Here is a 21,537-nt window from a genome sequence, read left to right as displayed (position 1 = left end):
GTAGGCGAGCATTGCAAAAAAACTTGCGAACCGCACAACCGAGAACGGCCAGCGCCAGCCCGAAAACAACGGCCACGACTTAGAAAGCGAAGGTCGCGGAAAGACGGAAAGTACGCGGCGAGCCAAGCTGGATATACCGGTTGTTCGTCCCCGACCAATAGTTCTTGCCGAACACATTGTCGACGTTGAAGCGAAGCGTGACCGGCTGCTTGCTCCACGGCGAATCGAGGACATACCGCGCGCCCAGATCGACGGTCGTCCACGCAGGAAGCTTCAAGTTCTCGTTGTTGCTGCTGACCACCTGATCGCCGGAATAGGTGATGCGGCCGGTCAGCGTCAGGCCCTGCATGAACGGCGTATCCCATTCGCCGCCCAGCACGGCGCGAATGCGGGGGGCGCCCGCTTCCCTGTGGCCATCATAGAGACCGCCCTGGGTCTTCGTCTGGCGGGCATCCAGCAAGGTGACGCCCCCCATCAGGCGAACGCCGGGCGTGAGTTCGCCGTAGGCGTTCAGTTCGAGCCCGCGATTTCGCACCTCGCCATTGAGCGCCAGCGTCGGCAGGCCGCCGGTCGGATCGTCGACGGAGATCGTGTTGGGTCTGGCGATCTGGAACGCCGCCAACGTTGTCGTCACCGTGCCCCAATCGACCTTGACACCGGTTTCATACTGCTTGCTGACATAGGGTGAAAATACCTCGCCAGAATTCGCATACGAGGGGCCAACAATAGCCCCCTGCTGCAGATTTTCTATATAGTTGGCATAGAGCGAGACTTTCTCCCATGGCTTGATGACCAAGCCCAGCGCCGGCGTCCATGCGTCGCTGTCGTAATTGGAGGTTTCGGCGCCGGTCGTCGTGTCGAAATTGCTGGCTTGCACTTCCTGATAACGGATGCCTGCGGTGAGTTGGATTCGCTCGTCGAGGATCGACAAGGTGTCGGCGATGGCGGTGCTGGAGACACGGCTTTTACTGGATGTCCCCGGGTCGCCGGGATCAGCGAGGAATGGAGCGGGGCCGAATACCGGATTGTAAAGATTCGTGGTGTAGTCATATGGCCGGACTTGCGTTTCCGCCGATCCTATCTCCATCCGGGATTGCGACAGGTTGAGGCTGAGGGCATGACTCACCGGCCCGGTCGTCGCCTTGGCCCTCAATCCGCCCTGCATGGACAGCACGTCATAGGCATATCTCGAATATTCGGCGCTATTCCATCCATACGTTCCGCTCGTATCGCGCAGCGTCGGCTGGCTGGGGCCGATGAGATAGAAATCCAGTTTCTGTTTGCCGATAGCGGCATAGGCCGTGATATTGTCGATCACGTCCACTTCGCCCCGCACCATGCCCAGCGTCAATCGGCTGCGTTGTTTGCTCCATGCAGGATTGAGGCTGGTGTCGGCGTCGGGGGCCTCTGGCACGAAGCCAAGGCTGGTCACGGCCAACTGCTGTATCACCTGGGGACTGGCGTCGTTCGACTGATGCGCAAAATCAGCGGACAGCCGGACACGCTCGCCGCGGTAGTCCAGATTGAGCGCCGCCGACCCCACTTTCGATTCGATCGAATCCACCGGCGTATCGCCCTTGCGGTACGCTCCGTTGAAGCGGATGCCAAACCGGTTGTCCTCACCGAAGCGGCGGCCGACATCCAAATGAGCGCCCAGCTGCGAACGGGAGTCATACCGCGTGGTCAATTCTGTCAGCGGCTCGTCGTCGGCCTGTTTGGTGACGAGGTTGTATGAACCGCCGGGGCCGCTGGCCCCGGATGCCGCCATGCCGTTGAGCAAAGCGCTCGGCCCCTTGAGCACCTCGACACGCTCGATGTAATCCATGTCCGGCGCGCGCAGCGGCGCCATGCCCGTCAATCCGTTCAGACTACCGGCGCCGGATGCGAAGGTGGTCGGAAAGCCCCGAATATTGATCGAACCGTCTTCATCGCTCGCGCTGTTTTGTTTCGTCACGATGGACGGATCATTCGACAGCACGTCCTGAAGGGTCTGGGCCTGCTGATCCCGGATCGTCTTGCTCGTGTAGCTGGTCTGGCTGAACGGCGTATCCATCACATCTTTATTGCCCAGCATGCCGACGTGCCCACCCGTGGACATCTGTCCGCCCGCATAGGCGGGCGGCAAGGCGCCTGGCAGGGAGCCCGTGACGATGACCGGCGCCAATTGCGTTGTTGTTTCAGGCGCTGACCGCAAAAGTGAAGCCGTTTTCCCGCTCCATTGCACTTCGATGCCCGTTCCCCGGAGCAATTGCGCCAGCGCCTGCTGCGCCGTCAACGTCCCGGACACAGCCGGGGCATTCTGATTGGCCACGGTTTCCGGCAGGTAATAGATCTGGATATCCGTTTGCCGACCCAGTTCCAGCAGGGCTTGATGCAGCGATTGCGCCGGGATGTTGATCTGTGCCGGGGTCGTGCTCTGTGCAAAGCCCACGGTGGGCGACAGGCAGAAGGCGAGCGCGATCGAAAGAGCCAGGGTACCCAGCCTGAGTCGCTTGCCGTGCTTGGACTTAGCGGCGATGGAGATAGCAATTTTTGAGTTCACCGAACATTCTCTTGATAATGAAACCGACGCATAGGCGCCAAACCCTTTGGCCAAAGGTTCCTCGCAGCCGGGGCTTCATCACTCGACGAAAACCAGGCTCTTCATTAATAAAGAGGATCGGCAAGGGTGAACCCCGTAAGGGTTTTGCCTTCTATTTTGAAACAATATATTTCAGATACAAGACAAACGAGATGGAATCTCATTCTCAAACAAGCACTTAGTCATCCGTGGGGCAGGGAGAGAATTTTCAGCGCGGGACGATTTCGCTACGCCCGTCAGGCAGCCGCAACACCGCCACCGGGGCGAGCGAGGGCAGCACATCGAGGAAGGCATCGGGGTTGTCGGTGCTGAATACACCCGCCACACGCAGCCCTTGCAAAGCGGCGGATCGCAAACGCACAGGCTGAACCCGATAGCGGTTCATTTCTGCCACGATCACCGCGAGCGGCTCGGCATCGAAAACAACTTTGCCCTGCCGCCATGCTGTCAGCCGTCCGAGGTTTGCCGTTGACACCTCGGACACCTCCGTGGAACTGGCCACCAGCACCGACTGGGCCGCGCCCAGACGGCGCACCTCCCGTTTCCACCACGTACCGCCGGCAACCTCCACGGACCCCGACTCCACGGCGACCGACACCTGCCCGGTATCGCGCCGCACGTTGAACTGCGTGCCTGTGACGGTCACCGTCGCCACGCCGGCATCAACCACGAAAGGACGGTTCATCGCCGATGCAATCGAAAAGAACGCCTCGCCCCGCTCCAGCAGGACGCGCCTCTCGGATTCGTAGAGCCGGACTTGTACGATGCTGGCGGTATTCAGCGTCAGGGCCGAACCATCGGGAAGGTCAACAATGCGGCGCTCTCCGCGCGGGCTGGCGTAGCGCTCGGAAAACGTCGGAGAGTCAAACCATCGCTGCGGCCCCACCAATACGGTTGCCACGGCGGCGCAACAGGCGGCCCCGGCGCCCAGCACTAGTATGCGGCGACGGGATGGAAATCCGGCTGCCGGCTGTGGAGGGCGCCGCAGGATATTCTCGAACACCATGTCGGGGGCCGCCTTGGCCGCGCCCCATACTCGCATCATTTCTTGGTAAGCCTGCTCATGTCGAGGGTCGGCCTTGCGCCAAGCCTCGAACACCAGGCGTTCATCCGACGTCATCAGGCCGCCGTGTTCACGGGTAAACCAGTGAGCGGCTGCGTCGTGCAGGTCATCAGGAATGTCTGGGTCGTTTGTAGTCATACTGGAAGCAAAAGCCGGTGAATACAGATTTTTGCCCCCCCTTTATAAGAAAGACGCTTGGTGGGGGCAAACCCCGTAAGTTTACGAGGTGAATCTTTGTAACCGTTGGTGCAAATGGCGCATGGTCTTCGTCAGATACTTCTCCACGGTGCTGGCAGACAAGCCCATGTGCTGAGCAATTTCCGGCACCGTCCAATTCTCAATGCGATGCCAGGCGAAGACTTGTTGGCAAGCCAAGGGCAACTCCTCCAAAGACTCGGACAAGGCCCGCGACAATTGGGCCACGTATACGGCCGATTCTACGTCTTCGGCGGCGGGATGCTCTGCCTCTGTCAACTCATGCAAGGGTAACGCCAAAAAGGACTGTTCTCGTCGATAGCGACTGACCAGACCATTGACGGCACTACGATGCAGATAGGCTCGGGTATCCCGGATGGCGAGCGTGTCCGCGCCCAACAGGCGCTCCGCTGCATCCTGGACGGCATCTTCGGCGTCCTGGGGATTGGCATTGCCTTTCGACCACGTCCCGACCAGCCCGCTGTAATGAGCGAGCCAACCTTTTTTGGACTCGGGCGGGCGAGACATGATGAATGCGAAAACAGACTAGCGTAATAAGCCTTCCATAATAGCAATAATTCTTATTTAGATATAGGGTAGCGGCGGTTCGGCATCAAATCGATGCCTGCACCTGAGCAGGTAGCGCAGGCCGTGGCCGCAGCAGAAGGGGCGATAATCGAGATCCATGGGGCGGAAGCTGCGCGGCGCCTGGGCCTATCCACACAGATGCCGGTGCAGGCGGTTTTTCACACCACAGGCTCCTCCCACATGATCCGGCTGGGCAAACTGCTCGTCCAACTGCAACATGTGGCTCCTCGCAAACTGGCACTGGCCGGTCGGCCTGCGGGCCAGGCACTGGCGGCCCTCTGGTACCTAGGACGCAGCCAAGTCACACCGGACACGTTCAAGCAGATCGCAAAGAAGCTGCCAGCAAGCGAGTTCGAGGCGTTGAGCCAAGCCAAGGCGTCAATGCCGGCCTGGATGATCGAAGCCCTCACTCGCTATGAGCGAGGCGAGCTGTCCCATGCCTGAATCCACGGAGCACTATTTCGATTTGTCATTGGCCGAGCAGGCCGAGTTGTTGCACGGCTTAGCCCCGGTGCTAGGTCGTCGCGCTGAAATTCTGGAAAAAGACATCTGGCTGTGCCAAATACTAGGGATCCTGTTCGCGCTGCCGAATCGCAAGCCGATGGCCTTCAAGGGTGGCACGTCGCTGTCCAAGGCCTATCAGGCCATCGAGCGTTTCTCCGAAGACATTGACGTTACCATCGACTATCGGAGCCTGGTGGCCGATGGGCCTGATCTCGGGAGTCTTTCCAACACCCAGCGCAAGAAGCTGTCCGACGCACTCAAGGCGGCCTTGGTGGAGCACATCACCGAGGAACTGCTACCGTCTCTACGAGACGCGCTGGCAGATGTTCTACGGCGAGACCATGACTTTCGATCGCATTGTCGAGCGTCTGACCGCATTGGAGCGGGAAATTAATCGCCAAGGATGAATCGCGGCTTGCGGCAGATAGATAGACGCTCGTTGGACTTCCTTGGAAGTCAACGGACAGATTCGACGCGCTGTACGCGACCGCTACCACTTGACGAGGGCAGCATCAATTCATTCGGATCGGCGTGCGCCAACCGTGCCACCTCAAGCGCAAAGTCGAGCAACAATGCCACTACCAACGCGGCCGACGCACCCAGCCCGCTGCAACGAACACAGCCATGGCCAGCAGCCAGAGCCAAACCCCTTTTTGCACTGGTTGAATCGGCGCAGCAGCACGCGGCTCCAGCGCGTAGCCCTCTATATTCGCTGCCGTCAGCGACGGCTCAGCCGGCGTCGCCGCAGCACCCTGCGGAGCGACGACAGGCGCCGCGCCGGAAGCGGGCGCCGGCTGGTCCATGTTCACAAGTTTCGTGGCCTGGCATGACGGCAACACGCAATCCGACCCGTGCCGGGCTATGCTTTCAGCCAGTGCCTGCTCCAGTTGCGCGCGGTCGGCTTCATTCGCCTGCCAGGCGCCGCGATCAATGGCATCCAGCAAGGCTTCCAGCAGATGCTGGCGCGCATGCGGGTTGTGCTGCTCGAAGTAGGCCTCCAGATCCAGACCGTACTTGTCTTCGACATACACTTCTTTAACCTCGACCCAGTCGGCATCAGCGACAAGCTGCGGCGTGGTCACGTTCCACAGCAGCATATGGGCCGGCAGGTCGGCCATGTAGCGCGCGCCGTTGTAGCCGCTATCCTGCATGGCGCGTATCCACTCTGGGTTGAAGTAGCGCGACTGCAGCTCCCGGCCGAAGGTGCGCGCCAGGGGCTCCAGGTGCGCCTGGCCGGCTTGCGAGGCTTTCAGGTCGGCCACGTAGTTACTGACCTGTCGCCCCGTGTGCTCGCGCACCGCCATGCCGATGCCGCCCAGGTAGGCAGCGGGCATGCTGGTGTCCAGCAAGCCATAGGCGTTGGAGCTGCGGCTGAAGACGGCGGCCTCGACGGACGACAGCTGGGCGACGAAGCCTGCCGCGTCGGCCGCGCCGTCGTCGTTTTCGCCATAGGCATGGCCCAGCCTATCCGTGTAAAGCCGGGACAGGCGGGCGTCATCCCATTCGGCGCCTGCGCGGATGGCGAACTGCGTCGAAGGCGAATACGCGCCCGGCGCGGTCGAATAAATGCGCCGCTGCGATCGTTGCGCGGCGGTGTCGGCATCCAAGCCCTCTGCGCGCAGGCGTTGGGCTTGCGCTTGGCTGTAGAGAAAAACGGGATTGTCGTCTTCGCGCGCCTGCGCCGCCAGCCGAGCGGCCTTGGCCAGCATGGCGATCTTGTCGCGGAAGTGGTCGCGGTAGGTACCCGAGGTCGTCACCAACACGTCCACCCGCGGCCGGCCCAGGGTCGCCCGGTCATCCAGCGTCACATCGACGACTTCGCCGCGCGGATTCCAGACTGGCCTGGCGCCCAGCAGGCGCAGAACCTGGGCTTCTATTGCCGCCTCATTCTGGGTGGATTCACCCGACCACAACACGAACGCCACCTTGCGCGGCATGGCGCCGTGCTCCTGGCGGTAGGTATCGATCAACTCGTCGGCCAGCCGGACGCCGATCTCCCAGGATTCGGGCGTCGGCAGGCGGCGCGTAGCCAGCGTGTAGGGGTTGCGTCCCGGTGGCAGCGCATCCGAGTTGCGCACGGCGTCGGCCATGGGGCCGGGTTCGATGTAGCCGCCCGACAAGGCTTGCACTACCGCATCCATTTCACGCGGCGCGGCGGCGATGCGGGCAGCGTAGTCACGAATGCGCGCCAGTTGGCCGGGCGCTACCTGGTTGGCATCGCCCCGCAGCACCGCGCGCACGGTTGCTTCGTCCGGCGCATCGGCACCATCGCCCGCCAGCATGGCATGCACCATCCCCGCGGTCGTTTCCACGTCGGGCGCCTGGCCCAGCACATGCCCCCCGACCGGCATGACGGCGCCAGCCACTTCGTCCAGGTAGGCGCCCAGCGCGGCTTCCAGCTTCGGCCACGGCGCCGAGGCGGGATCGAGGTCCAGCGCTCGTCCATGGGCCACGGCGGCTTCGCGCACGGCCTGCCTGGCCGCTTCCCGATCCGCCGCGGATACCGCTACATCCGACGCGCGGGCCAGGTCATCACGCAAGTCGGCCAAAGCCGGCGGCAGGCCGCCTTGTCTGAGCGGCGGCATGAAGCCCAGCGTCACCGCGTTGGCACGCCGCTTGTTGCCGATGCCGCCATTGGCTTGCAAAGGCGTGGGCTGTATGTGCGGCAAGCCGCCGATCAACGTGCCTATCCAATCGTCGCGCGCAGGGCCCTGCTGCTTGCCCGGCATGAGCGAAAGCTGGGTGAAGAACGGCACATAGGCGTCGGCGTGCCAGCCCCGGGCCATCCATAGATAGAAGGCGATGTACTGGTGGTGCGGCGGCAAGGCGCCCGTGGAAGACAAGGCATCCGCATCCTGCAGATAGCCCCAGACCGGATGCGGGGCCAGTGCCACCTTGCCAAAGCGCAGCAAGGGGATGACGATGGAACGCGCGCCCGCTTCATCCACGTGCACCATCAATCTGCCCGGCGGTGGTCCCCAGCGCGCTTCGGTCTGCTCACGCAAGACCGTTGGCAACTGCGCATACCATTCCAGGTACTGCGCCTCGGGAATAGCTACCGCGTTGCCCTCTTTCAGGCGCTTATCCAATTCGGCCTGCGCATTCGCCGCCTGTGCGTCGTCTTCGCCCCGATGGCTGGCGGCGCCCCACAGACCCGCGCTGACATTGGCACCATCCTGCGCCATGCGCCGCGCCAACGCTTGAGCACCGGGCAAGGGGTCGTCTCCCACGTCATAGCCTTCGTCCCTGAGCCGGCGCAAGAGCGCCGCCAGGCTGGCCTGTGCGTCCAGATAGGTGTCGGGATCACTGCCTACGTCGGCCCGATCGGCCGCTTCGCTGTGATAGGTCACTACCAGGCTCTTGTCGGCGTTGGGCATGCGATGCAATCGCGCCCAAGCCATGGCCCGCTCCACGCGCCAGGCAACCTGTTCAGGCAGCGCTTCGTGCCGTACGGCGCCATCCTTATGCACCACTCGGGCGCCGACCATCATGGGCTCGACGATGCCGCTGGCCTCGCTCATGGCAAGCTGGCCGCTGCGATCGGGCGCAAAGCCGCCCAGGTCCGCACGCCACTCCTGCGGGCTACGGCTGTAGTCGGTCGTGCAATTGAGCACGGCCACGCCCAGCACCTTGGCCTCCTCTACTCCCGCACGATGGCCGGCGTAGTCGATCTGGCTGGCGCACAGAATCAAGGCGTCGACCGCAGGATGGCCATCCTGGCCGTGCAGGCCGCGTAGAGAATCGCGGCTGCCGCTGCGCCAAAACGCCACGGGCAGCCCGCCCTGGCGCTCTGTTTCCTGTATCAGCGCATCGATCACGGCGGTGTTGCCGCCCAGCGCCAGGCTGCGGTAGAACACGATGCCCACACGCGGGCGTTCGGCGGCGTCGGCATAGCGCCGCCCCATCCAGTCCAAATAGGCTTGCAAATCGGTAAAGCCCTCGGGATGGCCGGGGTGGTAATAGGCACGGTCGGCATATTCGACCGGCGCGGCAACTGGCCTGTCCAGGCCCAGCAGCCGCGCGCCCAGGTAGTCGAACAGGCGGGTGTAGTTGTCCGCGGTGGCGTTGCGCCAGTACTTGATGGCGTCCGGCACCGAGGCCGGGTCCACGTTGCCGCGCACCCACTCATGGCCGTTCAGCACCAACACCTTCGTATGCCGCGCCGCTTCGTCCAGGCGCGCGCGATATTGCGCCAGCCGGGGGCCTATGCCTTCGACGACGATAAGATCGTATCCAGTCAGATCGGCATCATTCACTGAAGGCAAATGTCCGCCTCCCAGGCCGAACAGATCGATCCGCATGGCGGGCGCCTGGCGCGTCGCCGCCTCGCGCATCAAGGTAGGCTGCTGCGCCAGCTCTATGGAAATGACGGCAATACGCGGGCGGGAGGCCTGGACCGCATGCGCCGCCATGGGCCAAAGACATAGCCAACACAGCAGGCAGACCCATAGGCAGCCATCTCGCATCCAGCGAGGAGCCGGGAAACCGCCACGGCCACGTGCGCCATGGATATTCAGATCGTGAATCATGTCAGGGCTTCCCATTCTCTTGTTCCGGCACGTATACGACCTGCCCATCCGGCAGGCGGTAGGCCGTGCCCAGGCGCTCGCCCTGCCCCGACAGTTTGCGGTCGGACACGCGCTCGACCTTGATCTGCTGCTGGCTCTTGCTGACGACCTCCAACTCGCCGTCGGCGGTCATGCGTGTCAGTGTCCAGCTGGCATCGGCACTGAGCATATCGCTCGAGCCCATCACGGAGAACAGCGCCAGCGCCATCGCCACGATGAACGCCAGGCTGGCATCGAAGAGATTGGCCACGCCGGACAAGGGGTCGTCGTGGCGGCTCGTGTCCAGCCGCGAGCGGGCAAAGCGCAGGCGTGATCTCATGCCGCCTCCCGCGCAGCCTCGGCCTGGCCGGCCGGCTGTTTCGCGGCAACGGCCTCATGCCTTCGCAGCACGCGCTCGGCATGCAGGCGGATCTCGTCCAGGTCCTGGCGCAGCCAGCCTTCGCGCACCATGGCGATCACATGCGCCACGACACCGATCGCAATGCCGACAATGGTGGCGGAGAAAGCCACCACCATGTGCTCGGCCAAGGCGGGCAAATCGCCGCGCGCCAGGCCGCTTAAGCCCGCCGCCATCGGAATCAGCGTCCCCATCAGTCCCAGCGAGGGGCCGGCGCGCACGGCAAAGCGCACGCTGTTCAAACTACGCAGGCCACCCTGTTCGGCTTGCGCCAAAAGCGCTTCGATGCGCAGGTCAGGATCGGCAGCGTCGCCGGCCACCGCTGTATCGACCAGCCGCATGAACCGCCCCACCGCCGGCCTGCGCCCGCGCCGGCGGCCCGCCAGGCTGCGCAAAAACATGCCCAGCGCCACCAGCGTCCAGACCACCAGCGCCACCAGCAAAACCAGCACCGGCTCGAACAACAATTGGGAAATCTGCTCCAGTATGAGCTTTACTGTCATGATTACAGCGTCCTTGTGTAGCGCAAGTAAAAGGCGCGGCCCGGCATGGTGTAGTCCGCCTTCTCGTAGTAGTCGCGGTCGAACAGATTGGAAACATCGAAACGCAGCGTGTCCTTGCGCGTGAGCTTCCAGCGGGCGCTGAAATCCACCACCGTAAAGGGCTCGTTCTCGAACAGCCCACCCTGCCCGCCGGTATAGATGCGGCCCTGGCTGTTGTCATTGTCGTAGCGCGCATCCACATGGCGCGCCGTCAGCGTCGCCCACCATGCCTGGCCGTCGCTGACAGTGAGGGACACATTGCCCTTCCACTTGGCCACGTTACGTATCGGCACGGGACCGCTGGCGTCGAAATCCTCGGCTTGTATCATCCGCGTCAGGCTGGTGGACAGGCCCACCCGGCCAGCAGGCAGGCCGAACAGCCGCCCGGCATCAAGCGCCAGCCTGGCCTCGATACCGCGCATGCGCGAATCGTCGGCATTTTCGTAGCTGCTGATGCGTTCGGTGGGCGTTTCGCTGACGATGACCGAGCGGATGCGGTCGCTGATGCTCGCCTGGAAATAGGTCAGGTCCGCGTCCAGGTAGCCGTCGGCATAGCCCACACCCAGGTCCCAGCTTTTGCTGCGCTCGGGGTTCAGGCCCGCATTGCCGATGCTGAGGCGCCGCTGGATACCGGCATACTCCACGTTCTCGCCCGCCAGTTCGTTGCCTTGCGGTGGCGCGAAGGCCGTGCCGGCCGAACCGTGCACACGCCAGTTGTCCGTCAACTTGTACACCACGCCGCCGCGCGGGTTGAAGCTGGTAAAGCTCGAGGAGCCCGGTGTGAAAGTGTCTTTGTAAGGCGTGGTGCGTGTACTCGCATCGATCCAGTCCACCCTACCGCCCAAGGTAAGGATCAGACGCTCGTCCAGCCACTTGCTGCCCCATTCGGCGAAAATGCCCCGACTGTCGCGCCGCTCGTTAGGGCTGTAGGGCGCCAGGCTCTCGCCGGCCGCATTGAAGGAAAAGCGATCGGCCTCGACCCGCTGCCAGTCCAGGCCATAGGTCAACGTCATCCGATCATTCAGGCTCCAGACATCCTGCAATTGCAGGCCCGTGTAGCTTGACTCGGTGCGGCTGGAACGATAGCGCGGCGCTTGCGCAGGCACGGTGATGTAGTTGTAGGTCTCCCGGGAGGCATAAGCGACTGCCGTAATCTCGTGATCACGTGGCGTCAGCGTGAGCCTGACATCGCCCCCGAACCGGCTGGTTTCATTAGCCGATGCGTTGGGCGGATCGTAGCTGAGCGGGCCCGGCGCATTGTTGTTCAAGTCCGCCCAGTCCAGCGTCACGTCCACCCTGACCATATCGGTCAGATCGCTGCCCAGCCGCGCCTTGCCCGACACACGGCGAAAATCGCTGTTGGGACGCGTGTCGCCGCCGCCCGTGCGAAAGTCGTCATGCTGGTTCACATAGCCGACAGCCAGATCAAAATCCGTCCTATCGGACAAGGAACCGCCCAATGCCAAATCGGCTTGGCGGGTATCGAACGAGCCATAGCCCAGGCTGACGCTGCCGCCTATGGGGCCGGTGGAGCGGCGCGTGATGATGTTGACCACGCCGCCCATGGCCGACGCCCCATACAAGGACGAGGCCGGCCCTTTGAGCACTTCGACCCGCTCAATGCTTTCCGGCGACAGCGTGGTGAAACTGGTCGAACCCGAAGGCCGCCCGTCTATCAAGACCAAGGTGCGCGGGTTGATGGTGAACTCGAAGTTCGGCCGCATGCCGCGCAAGCCGACGCCGGCCAGACCGTTCGGATATTGGATGACATCCACACTGGCATTTTTCTTGAGCTGGTCAAGGAAGGTATTGCCAACCGTTTCTTCCAGGACGTGGCCTTCGACAACTTCCATCGAGGATGCGACCTCGTCGCGGCGCTGGGCCTGGCGCGTGGCCGTGACCACGATGGGATTCAGCTCTGCCGACTGAGTCTGGGCGGAAACAGCGGCGTCCGATCGCGACGCAGCAGTCCGGGGATCGTCTGCCATCTTGGCGTTCGTCTCAGCGGCCTGCGTCCCAAACGCTAGACATAGTGCGACAGCCAGTGCGCCTGCCCGTTTCTCGATGCGTCTGTGCCGACGCGGTTTGACGGCTTGGGTTTCCATCAGGAGGTCCTCTCCTCGAATAAAATTGTTATGTTATAACATAACAGTCATATTCATCGCATGGAGTATGCGTCATGAGCTCCGTGCGGCAAGGCTCCAGGCGCCTCAGTTGCAGAAGTATCTGCATTCGCTGTAATTCATTCACGGGGCAGGCTCTGACGAAAGCAGAGATACAGGCAAGCCCCGATTGATTCTCCCGCCGTTGATTTAAATCAAACACCCATATTCTTGCTCTTGTTGCCTGGAAGGGGAGTTGATATGCTGGCCCCGGCACCCGATCAGGAGCTATCGCCATGACCAGCCCCGTGACACCTAACCGTTCAAATCAGGTACGAGCCTTATGGCTGAGCACGATTGCTTTCACCGTGTGCTTTGCCGTCTGGACACTCTTTTCCATTATTGGCCTGTCCATCCGGGACGAGCTGGCGCTTTCCGAGTTTGAGTACGGGGTGCTTATCGCCACGCCGGTGCTGACGGGTTCGCTGACCCGGCTGATACTCGGTGTATGGACGGAACGCTACGGCGGGCGGCTGGTGTTCTCGATCCAGATGGTGTTGGCCGGCGCCGCCACCTTCGCGCTGACCTGGGCCGACAGCTACCCGACCTTCCTGCTCGCGGCGCTGGGCGTGGGCCTTGCCGGCGGGTCGTTCATCATCGGGGCCACCTACGTCACCAAATGGTACCCACAAGCGCGGCAAGGCACCGCGCTTGGCGTATTCGGCATGGGCAATGCCGGCGCGGCACTGACAACCTTTCTCGCGCCCTTTGCGCTGATCGCCTGGGGCTGGGAGGGGGTAGCGGAAATATGGGCGGCCGTCGTGGCTGCCACGGGCATCCTCTTCTACCTACTGGCCAAGGACGATCCCGATTTTGCGGCACGGCGTGCTCAGGGCATTGCCGCGCCCAGCTTGGCCGAGCAGTTCGCCCCCCTGAAGAAGCTGCAAGTCTGGCGTTTCTCGCTCTATTATTTCTTCGTGTTCGGCGGCTTCGTGGCGTTGGCGCTGTGGCTGCCTTATTACCTGGTGCATGTCTACGAGGTGGATGTGCGCACGGCGGGTATCGCGGCAGCCATCTTCAGTCTTGCCGCCAGCGTCTTTCGCGCCTATGGCGGGGTGCTGTCCGATCGCTTCGGCGCCCGCGCTGTCATGTACTGGGCGCTGGGCTTCTCGCTACTGTTCCTGTTCATGCTGTCCTACCCTCCCACGGACTATGTGATCCGCGGCAAGCACGGCCCCATCGCTTTCTCAACCGAGATAGGCCTGTGGCCCTTCGTTGCCGCCTTGTTCGGGCTGGGCTTCTTCATGAGTCTCGGCAAGGCGGCGGTCTTCAGGCATATACCGATCTATTATCCGAACCACGTCGGCTCGGTGGGCGGTCTTGTAGGCATGATAGGCGGCCTGGGCGGCTTCGTGCTGCCCATCATCTTTGGCGCGCTGCTGGACCTGACCGGCATCTGGACCTCGGCCTTCCTGCTTTTGTTCCTGATCGTACTGGTTTCGATAAGCTGGATGCATCTGTCGATCCGCGCCATGGAGCGGCAGGCGCAAGGCGTCGCCCTGGACAGGCTGCCCAACTTCCCCGAACTGTCGGACGTCCACGATCCAGACCGCACGGTCATGCCGCATCTCGTGGACGACTGGCGGCCCGAAGATCCTCAGTTCTGGAAAGACAAGGGCCGGCGCATCGCCACGCGCAATCTATGGGTCTCCATCCCCGCGCTGGTGCTCGCCTTTGCGGTATGGATGGTCTGGTCGGTGGTGGTGGCGCAACTGCCTTCCATAGGCTTCGCCTTCGCGCAAGACCAACTCTTCTGGCTGGCGGCCCTGCCGGCGCTGTCCGGCGCGACGCTGCGTATCTTCTATAGCTTCATGGTCCCCATTTTCGGGGGCCGGCTCTGGACCACACTGTCTACCGCTTCTTTACTGGTCCCCGCCCTGGGCATCGGCTATGCCGTGCAGAACCCCTCCACGCCCTATCTTATTTTCGTGGTGCTGGCGCTGCTGTGCGGGCTGGGCGGCGCCAATTTCGCTTCCTCCATGGCCAATATCAGCTTCTTCTTCCCGCGGGCCGAAAAGGGCCGTGCCATGGGACTGAATGCGGGGTTGGGGAATCTGGGGGTCTCGATCATGCAGTTCCTGGTACCGCTGGCCATTACCGCCGGCGTGTTCGGCGCGCTTGGCGGCCCTCCTCAGGAGCTGTCGAATGGCGGCCGCATCTGGATGCAAAATGCCGGCTTCATCTGGGTGCCTTTCATCCTGGCTTCGACAATGGCCGCGTGGCTGGGCATGAACGATCTGGCCGACGCACGCGCCAGTTTCCGCGAACAGGCTGTGATTTTCACCCGCAAGCATAACTGGGTGATGTGCCTGCTCTACGTCGGTACATTCGGCAGCTTCATTGGCTATTCGGCGGGTTTCCCACTCTTGTCCGGGCTGGCCTTCCCTCATGTCAATGCACTGCAGTTCGTGTTTCTGGGGCCTTTGATCGGCGCGCTCAGCCGCGCCTGGAGCGGAGGCCTGGCAGACCGGATCGGAGGCGGACGCGTCACCTTCTGGGTGTTCGCCAGCATGATCGCCTCGGTTCTGGTGGTGATCTGGGGCCTTGAAAACTCATCCTTCGCCATTTTCTTCGCAGGCTTCATGGCGCTGTTCTTCTTCACGGGGATCGGCAATTCCTCCACGTTCCAGATGATCCCGATCATCATGCGCAAAGAAATCGCCCGTCTCCACCCCAATGACAGCCTCGACACGCAACGCCGTCAATCCGAACGCGAGTCCGCCGCAATCGTCGCCTTTACCAGCGCCATCGGCGGCTATGGCGGCTTCTTCATCCCGAAGGCCTACGGCACATCGATAGGCCTGACCGGCGCGCCGACAGCCGCCTTGTGGGCCTTCCTGGCCTTCTATGTCTTGTGCTTGTTCGTTACCTGGGCGGTCTACACCCGCCGCGGCGGCCTGCTACATGACATCGAGCGAGGCCGGGGCCTGCCTGCCGCCCTTCCCGCCTAACCCTAACTTAAGGAGACAGCCATGAGTCAACTGCTGGACCGACTGAACTTTCTGACATCGCTGCGCAAGGACACGTTCGCCGATGGCCATGGTCAGACGACGATCGAAAGCCGCGACTGGGAAGACGCCTATCGCCGCCGCTGGCAGCATGACAAGATCGTGCGGTCCACGCATGGTGTGAACTGCACGGGCTCCTGTTCCTGGAAAATCTATGTCAAGTCCGGGATCGTCACGTGGGAAACACAGCAGACGGACTACCCGCGCACACGGCCGGACTTGCCCAATCACGAACCGCGCGGCTGTTCGCGCGGCGCCTCTTATAGCTGGTATCTTTATAGCGCCAACCGGGTGAAGACGCCGCTTATTCGCGGCCGGCTGATGCGCCTGTGGCGTGAAAAACGCAAGACCATGAGCCCGGTCGAAGCCTGGACGGCCATCCAGAACGATGCCGCCGCACGCGCAAGCTATACGCGCATACGCGGCAAAGGCGGTTTCGTGCGCGCCAGTTGGGATGAGGCGACCGAAATCGTCGCAGCCGCCAACGCCTATACGGCGCGTAAATATGGTCCTGACCGGGTGTTCGGATTCTCGCCCATCCCGGCCATGTCCATGGTTTCCTATGCGGCGGGCACGCGTTATCTGTCGCTGCTGGGCGGCACATGCATGTCGTTCTACGACTGGTATTGCGACCTGCCCCCGGCCAGCCCCCAAACCTGGGGCGAACAAACCGACGTCCCCGAATCCGCGGACTGGTATAACGCCGGCTATCTGCTGCTATGGGGCTCCAACGTTCCGCAGACCCGCACGCCCGATGCCCATTTCTATACCGAGGTACGCTACAAAGGCACTAAAAGCGCCGTCATCTGTCCCGACTATTCCGAGGCCGCCAAATTCTCGGACATCTGGCTGAATGCCAAGCAAGGCACAGACTCCGCGCTCGGCATGGCCTTTGGGCATGTCATTCTGCGCGAATTCCATCTTGATCGGCAGGTCCCCTATTTCGAGGATTACTGCCGCAAGTACTCCGATATGCCCATGCTCGTGCGCCTGGACCGACAGGACGGACGACTGATTCCCGGACGGCAACTGCGTGCCGCCGATTTAGCCGACGGCTTGGGCGAGGACAACAATCCCGACTGGAAGACCGTCGGCATCGACGAGCGATCCGGCAAGGTCGTCGTACCCAATGGTTCCATCGGATTTCGCTGGGGCGAGCAAGGGAAATGGAATCTAGAGCAAAAAGCCGGCACAAACGATGTCGAACTGCAGCTCAGCCTGGTCCTCGACAAGGATCACGACGAGGTGGCGGAGGTCGACTTCCCCTACTTCGGCGGCGCAGCGTCCAATGGCTTCAAAGTGGACGCCCGAGGCGAAATACTGACCCGCAGCGTGCCTGTGAAGCGGCTACAACTGGCCGACGGGGAAGAAGTCCTGGTCGCCACGGTGTTCGACCTTCTTTGCGCCAACTACAGCCTGGATCGCGGCCTGGGGGGCGAACACGTCGCGCGCGACTATGATGCCGATGTGCCCTTCACTCCGGCCTGGGCGGAACACATCACCGGCGTGCGCCGCGACAAGATCATCCAGGTCGCGCGCGAGTTCGCCGCCAATGCGGAAAAGACCCACGGGCGCTCCATGGTCATCATAGGCGCGGGCACCAACCACTGGTTCCACATGGACATGACCTACCGCGCTGTCATCAACCTGCTGGTCATGTGCGGCTGCGTAGGCCAGTCGGGCGGCGGCTGGGCGCACTATGTCGGACAAGAAAAGCTGCGTCCCCAGACCGGCTGGACGCCGTTGGCTTTCGCGCTTGACTGGGCGCGGCCCCCACGCCACATGAATGCCACCAGCGCCTGGTATGCCCATACGGATCAGTGGCGCTACGAGACGGTCAGCGCCGCCGAGATCCTGTCGCCCACAGCCCCCAGCGGCGACTGGAACAAGCTCAGCCTGATCGACTACAACATCCGCGCCGAGCGCATGGGCTGGCTGCCGTCCGCCCCGCAGTTGAAGACCAATCCGCTGGAGGTCGGCCGCGCGGCCAAGGCCGCGGGCATCGACGTCCAGGACTATGTGGCTGAACGCCTGAAGTCAGGCGCATTGCAAATGTCCTGCGAAGACCCCGACGCACCCGAAAACTGGCCGCGCAATCTGTTCGTCTGGCGCTCCAACCTGCTGGGTTCATCGGGCAAGGGGCACGAATATTTTCTGAAGTACCTATTGGGCACCGCGCATGGCGTGCAAGGCAAGGACCTGGGTGTCGAAGGCGGCAAAAAACCGATAGAGGCGGTCTGGCACGATAGCGCACCGGAAGGAAAACTCGATCTGCTGGTCACCATCGATTTCCGCATGTCCACCACGGCGGTCTATGCCGATATCGTATTGCCCACAGCCAGTTGGTACGAAAAGGACGACATGAACACGTCCGACATGCATCCCTTCATACACCCGCTGCAAGCGGCGGTGGATCCCGCCTACGAGTCGAAGACCGACTGGGAAATCTTCAAGGAGATCGCCAAAAAATTCTCTGAAGTGGCACCGGAAGTCCTGGGCGTGGAAAACGATGTGGTGCAGTTGCCGCTGCAGCACGATAGTCCGAACGAGCTGGCGCAAGGCGTGGTGCGAGACTGGAAACAAGGCGAGTGCGACCTGATACCCGGCCGGACGGCTCCCTCCTATATCGCCATCGAGCGCGATTATCCCAATATCCACAAGCGCTACACCGCCATCGGCCCCCTGTTGGAAACGATAGGCAATGGCGGCAAGGGCATCGCCTGGGATACAAAAGAAGAAGTCCGCCACCTCAAGGCCCTGAACGGCACCGTCACCGAGGAGGGCGCCACCCAGGGCATGGCTCGCCTGGACACCGCCATCGACGCCGCCGAGATGATCCTTATGCTGGCGCCCGAAACCAACGGCGAAGTGGCCGTGAAAGCATGGGATGCGCTCGGCAAGGCAACCGGCCTGAATCACCGCCACCTCGCCGAAGTCAAGCAAGACGAAAAAATTCGTTTTCGCGATATTGCCGCGCAACCGCGCAAGATCATCTCATCGCCCACCTGGTCTGGGATAGAAAGTGAAGAGGTCTGCTACAACGCGGGCTGGACCAATGTCCACGAGCTGATTCCATGGCGCACCGTCAGCGGGCGCCAGCAGCTTTACCAGGACCACGAATGGATGCGCGCCTTCGGCGAAGGTTTTGTCACGTGGCGTCCGCCCGTCGACATGAAAAGCGTGGGCACGGCGGCGACGCGCTCGCTGACAGACGGCGAGCCGCACGTGGTGCTGAACTTCATCACCCCGCACCAGAAATGGGGCATTCATTCCACTTACACCGACAATCTGCTGATGTTGACTCTGAACCGGGGCGGGCCTGTAGTCTGGATTTCGGAAATCGACGCCAGAAAGGCCGGGCTGGCCGATAATGATTGGGTCGAAGTCTTCAACGCCAATGGCGCCATTGCCGCAAGGGCGGTGGTCAGCCAGCGGATCAAGGAAGGCACTCTGTTCATGTATCACGCCCAAGAGAAAATCGTGAACACTCCGGGCAGCCAGGTTACCGGCCAGCGCGGCGGCATCCACAACTCTGTGACCAGAATCGTGCTCAAGCCCACGCATATGATCGGCGGCTATGCCCAGCTTGCCTATGGCTTCAACTATTACGGCACCGTCGGCTCCAACCGCGACGAATTCGTGATTCTACGCAAACTGCCAAAAGTGGACTGGATGGACCAGCCCACAACTCAGACTACGGAGGCAACCGAATGAGAATACGTGCTCAGATAGGGATGGTGCTGAACCTGGATAAATGCATCGGATGCCACACCTGCTCCGTCACCTGCAAGAACGTGTGGACCAGCCGCGAAGGCGTCGAATACGCCTGGTTCAACAATGTGGAAACCAAACCCGGCATCGGTTACCCCAAGGATTGGGAAAACCAGAAGCGCTGGAACGGCGGCTGGATCCGGACAAAGTCGGGTGCGCTGCAACCCAAGCAAGGCGGCAAATGGCGCATTCTTGCAAATATCTTTGCGAACCCTGACCTCCCCGAGATTGACGATTTCTACGAACCGTTCGATTTCGACTACGACCACCTGAAATCCGCTCCCGAAATGCAGGCCTTTCCCACCGCGCGCCCACGCTCGAAGATTACGGGCGAACGCATGGAAAAGATCGAATGGGGCCCAAACTGGGAAGAGATCCTGGGCGGCGAATTCGAGAAACGCTCCAAGGACTACAACTTCGAGGACATCCAGAAAGAAATCTACGGCCAGTACGAAAACACCTTCATGATGTACCTGCCAAGACTGTGCGAACACTGCCTTAACCCGACCTGTGTGGCCTCCTGTCCCTCGGGCGCGATCTACAAGCGCGAAGACGACGGCGTTGTATTGATCGACCAGGAGAAATGCCGCGGTTGGCGCATGTGCGTCTCGGGCTGCCCCTACAAGAAAATCTACTACAACTGGTCGACGGGAAAATCCGAAAAATGCACGCTGTGCTATCCGCGCCTTGAAAGCGGCCAGCCAACGGTTTGCTCGGAGACCTGCGTCGGGCGCATCCGCTACCTGGGCGTCATGCTCTACGACGCCGACAAAATCGCCGAAGCGGCAAGCGTCGAAAACGAAAAGGACCTCTATGACGCCCAGCTCGGCGTGTTCCTTGATCCCAACGATCCCGAAGTCATCGCCGAAGCGCGCGCGCAAGGCGTCCCCGAGGACTGGATAATCGGCGCACAGAACTCCCCCATCTGGAAGATGGCCATGGAGTGGAAGATCGCCTTCCCGCTGCATCCCGAATACCGCACCTTGCCCATGGTGTGGTATGTGCCGCCGCTGTCGCCCATTCAGAATGCGGCCGAGGCCGGCCGCATTGCCGCGCAAGACGACATGCCCGACGTCAGCTCGCTGCGCATTCCCGTCCGCTATCTGTCCAATATGCTCACGGCGGGAGACGATGCGCCGATCATTTCGGCGCTTGAACGCATGCTGGCCATGCGCTCCTATATGCGCTCCAAGACGGTCGATGGCGTCATCAATCTAGGGGTGGCCCAGCGTGTCGGCCTGCTTCCGCAGCAGATCGACGACATGTACCAGCTTCTGGCCATCGCCAACTACGAGGACCGATTCGTCATCCCCACCACTCATCGCGAACTGGTCGAGGACGCCTACGACCTGAAGAGCGGTTGCGGCTTCACCGACGGCAACGGCTGTTCGTCGGGCCATTCGGGCGCGTCGCTGTTCGGCGGCAAGAAGAAATTCCGCAGCCCGCAGGAGTACATCGCATGAAGACATTCAAAGCCCTGTCCGCCCTGCTCTGCTATCCCAGCCACGATCTTCAGCAGGCCGTTCCGGCGGTCCGCGCGGTGCTGGCCGAAGGCCTTTTGCCGCCGGCGGCCATCGCGGCGCTGGAGCCCCTGCTGCTGTCTCTTGAGACCGCCGATCTTTACGATCTTCAAGAACGCTACGTGCTGCTGTTCGACCGCTCACGCAGCTTGTCGCTCAATCTGTTCGAGCACATTCATGGCGAAAGCCGCGACCGGGGCGGCGCCATGGTCGACTTGCTTGCCACTTACCGCGCTGGCGGCTTCGATCTGGCCGGAACGGAACTGCCCGATCACCTGCCGGTGCTGCTGGAATTCCTGTCCACCCGACCCTTGGCCGAAGCGCGCGGCATCCTGGCCGATGCAGGGCATATTCTTGTCGCGCTGGCCGAACGGCTGGCGCGGCGCGAGTGCATCTATGCCGCCGTGCTGGAAGCGCTGGTGGCGCTTTCAGCGGCCGATGCCGGCACCGAGGAAGCGCAGGCCCTGCTGGCCCAGCATGACGACAATCCCGAGGACCTGGCCGCCCTTGACGCGGTCTGGGAAGAGGCGCAGGTCATGTTCGGCCCGGACCAGAACGCGGGCTGTTCCACCAACGCCAGCCGCAACGCGGTTATCCGCATAAAGCCTGTCACGGCAGCGGCCGTGCGCTAAACGGGA

13 protein-coding genes are annotated in these 21,537 nt (G+C 62.2%); 6 read left to right on the top strand and 7 right to left on the bottom strand.

The features are described from left to right. Positions 1 to 79 precede the first annotated feature (79 nt). The 3 genes from RE432_RS10130 to RE432_RS10120 all read right to left on the bottom strand — a co-directional run bounded on the left by RE432_RS10130 (position 80) and on the right by RE432_RS10120 (position 4,367). On the bottom strand, positions 80 to 2,542 hold the full coding sequence (locus RE432_RS10130) for a TonB-dependent receptor (protein ID WP_310933302.1): 2,463 nt from the start codon (positions 2,540 to 2,542) through the stop codon (positions 80 to 82). Between the two features lie 247 nt (positions 2,543 to 2,789). Beyond that, a complete protein-coding gene (locus RE432_RS10125; protein ID WP_310933301.1) occupies positions 2,790 to 3,782 on the bottom strand; it encodes a FecR family protein in 993 nt (330 codons plus the stop codon). A gap of 81 nt (positions 3,783 to 3,863) precedes the next feature. Continuing rightward, positions 3,864 to 4,367 (bottom strand): sigma-70 family RNA polymerase sigma factor, encoded by a 504-nt coding sequence (locus RE432_RS10120; RefSeq protein WP_310933300.1) that lies wholly within the window; start codon positions 4,365 to 4,367, stop codon positions 3,864 to 3,866. 93 nt (positions 4,368 to 4,460) lie between these two features. Between RE432_RS10120 and RE432_RS10115 the strand changes: the two genes are divergently transcribed. Both RE432_RS10115 and RE432_RS10110 read left to right on the top strand, forming a co-directional pair. After that, a complete protein-coding gene (locus tag RE432_RS10115; protein ID WP_310933299.1) occupies positions 4,461 to 4,871 on the top strand; it encodes a DUF6088 family protein in 411 nt (136 codons plus the stop codon). After that, positions 4,864 to 5,325 (top strand): nucleotidyl transferase AbiEii/AbiGii toxin family protein, encoded by a 462-nt coding sequence (locus RE432_RS10110; RefSeq protein ID WP_310933298.1) that lies wholly within the window; start codon positions 4,864 to 4,866, stop codon positions 5,323 to 5,325. Before RE432_RS10115 ends, RE432_RS10110 begins: the two co-directional genes overlap by 8 nt. 184 nt (positions 5,326 to 5,509) lie before the next feature. Here RE432_RS10110 and RE432_RS10105 read toward each other — a convergent pair whose 3' ends face one another. From RE432_RS10105 to RE432_RS10090, 4 genes are read right to left on the bottom strand one after another with little or no spacing between them, the layout of a single operon-like run. After that, complete coding sequence (locus RE432_RS10105) at positions 5,510 to 9,460, bottom strand: cobaltochelatase subunit CobN (RefSeq protein ID WP_310933297.1); 3,951 nt, start codon at positions 9,458 to 9,460, stop codon at positions 5,510 to 5,512. 1 nt (position 9,461) lies between these two features. Then, the gene (locus RE432_RS10100) at positions 9,462 to 9,818 is read right to left on the bottom strand and encodes a DUF2149 domain-containing protein (protein ID WP_310933296.1); all 357 of its coding nucleotides are present in this window, start codon (positions 9,816 to 9,818) and stop codon (positions 9,462 to 9,464) included. Next, positions 9,815 to 10,399 (bottom strand): MotA/TolQ/ExbB proton channel family protein, encoded by a 585-nt coding sequence (locus RE432_RS10095; protein WP_310933295.1) that lies wholly within the window; start codon positions 10,397 to 10,399, stop codon positions 9,815 to 9,817. Before RE432_RS10095 ends, RE432_RS10100 begins: the two co-directional genes overlap by 4 nt. Before the next feature lie 2 nt (positions 10,400 to 10,401). Beyond that, the gene (locus RE432_RS10090) at positions 10,402 to 12,426 is read right to left on the bottom strand and encodes a TonB-dependent receptor domain-containing protein (protein ID WP_310933294.1); all 2,025 of its coding nucleotides are present in this window, start codon (positions 12,424 to 12,426) and stop codon (positions 10,402 to 10,404) included. Between the two features lie 410 nt (positions 12,427 to 12,836). On the opposite strand from RE432_RS10090, the gene RE432_RS19610 reads away from it, so the two are divergent. Genes RE432_RS19610 through narJ form a run of 4 tightly spaced genes read left to right on the top strand, consistent with a single transcriptional unit; the run spans position 12,837 to position 21,531 of the window. Next, positions 12,837 to 15,551 carry a nitrate/nitrite transporter gene (locus tag RE432_RS19610; RefSeq protein ID WP_409079841.1) on the top strand — a complete coding sequence of 905 codons (2,715 nt, stop codon included), beginning with the start codon at positions 12,837 to 12,839 and terminating at the stop codon, positions 15,549 to 15,551. 21 nt (positions 15,552 to 15,572) lie between these two features. Beyond that, on the top strand, positions 15,573 to 19,322 hold the full coding sequence (locus RE432_RS10075) for a nitrate reductase subunit alpha (protein ID WP_310933293.1): 3,750 nt from the start codon (positions 15,573 to 15,575) through the stop codon (positions 19,320 to 19,322). After that, positions 19,319 to 20,842, top strand: a complete 1,524-nt coding sequence (narH, locus tag RE432_RS10070; RefSeq protein ID WP_310933292.1) for a nitrate reductase subunit beta — start codon at positions 19,319 to 19,321, stop codon at positions 20,840 to 20,842. The genes RE432_RS10075 and narH overlap by 4 nt, the downstream gene beginning before the upstream one ends. Beyond that, complete coding sequence (gene narJ / locus RE432_RS10065; RefSeq protein ID WP_310933291.1) at positions 20,839 to 21,531, top strand: nitrate reductase molybdenum cofactor assembly chaperone; 693 nt, start codon at positions 20,839 to 20,841, stop codon at positions 21,529 to 21,531. The genes narH and narJ overlap by 4 nt, the downstream gene beginning before the upstream one ends. Positions 21,532 to 21,537 lie beyond the last annotated feature (6 nt).

This window comes from Pusillimonas sp. SM2304 (assembly GCF_031628915.1).
GTDB lineage: Bacteria > Pseudomonadota > Gammaproteobacteria > Burkholderiales > Burkholderiaceae_B > Pusillimonas_C.
Note: the sequence above shows the minus strand (reverse complement) of the source record. Positions and strands in the feature narration are given on the sequence as shown.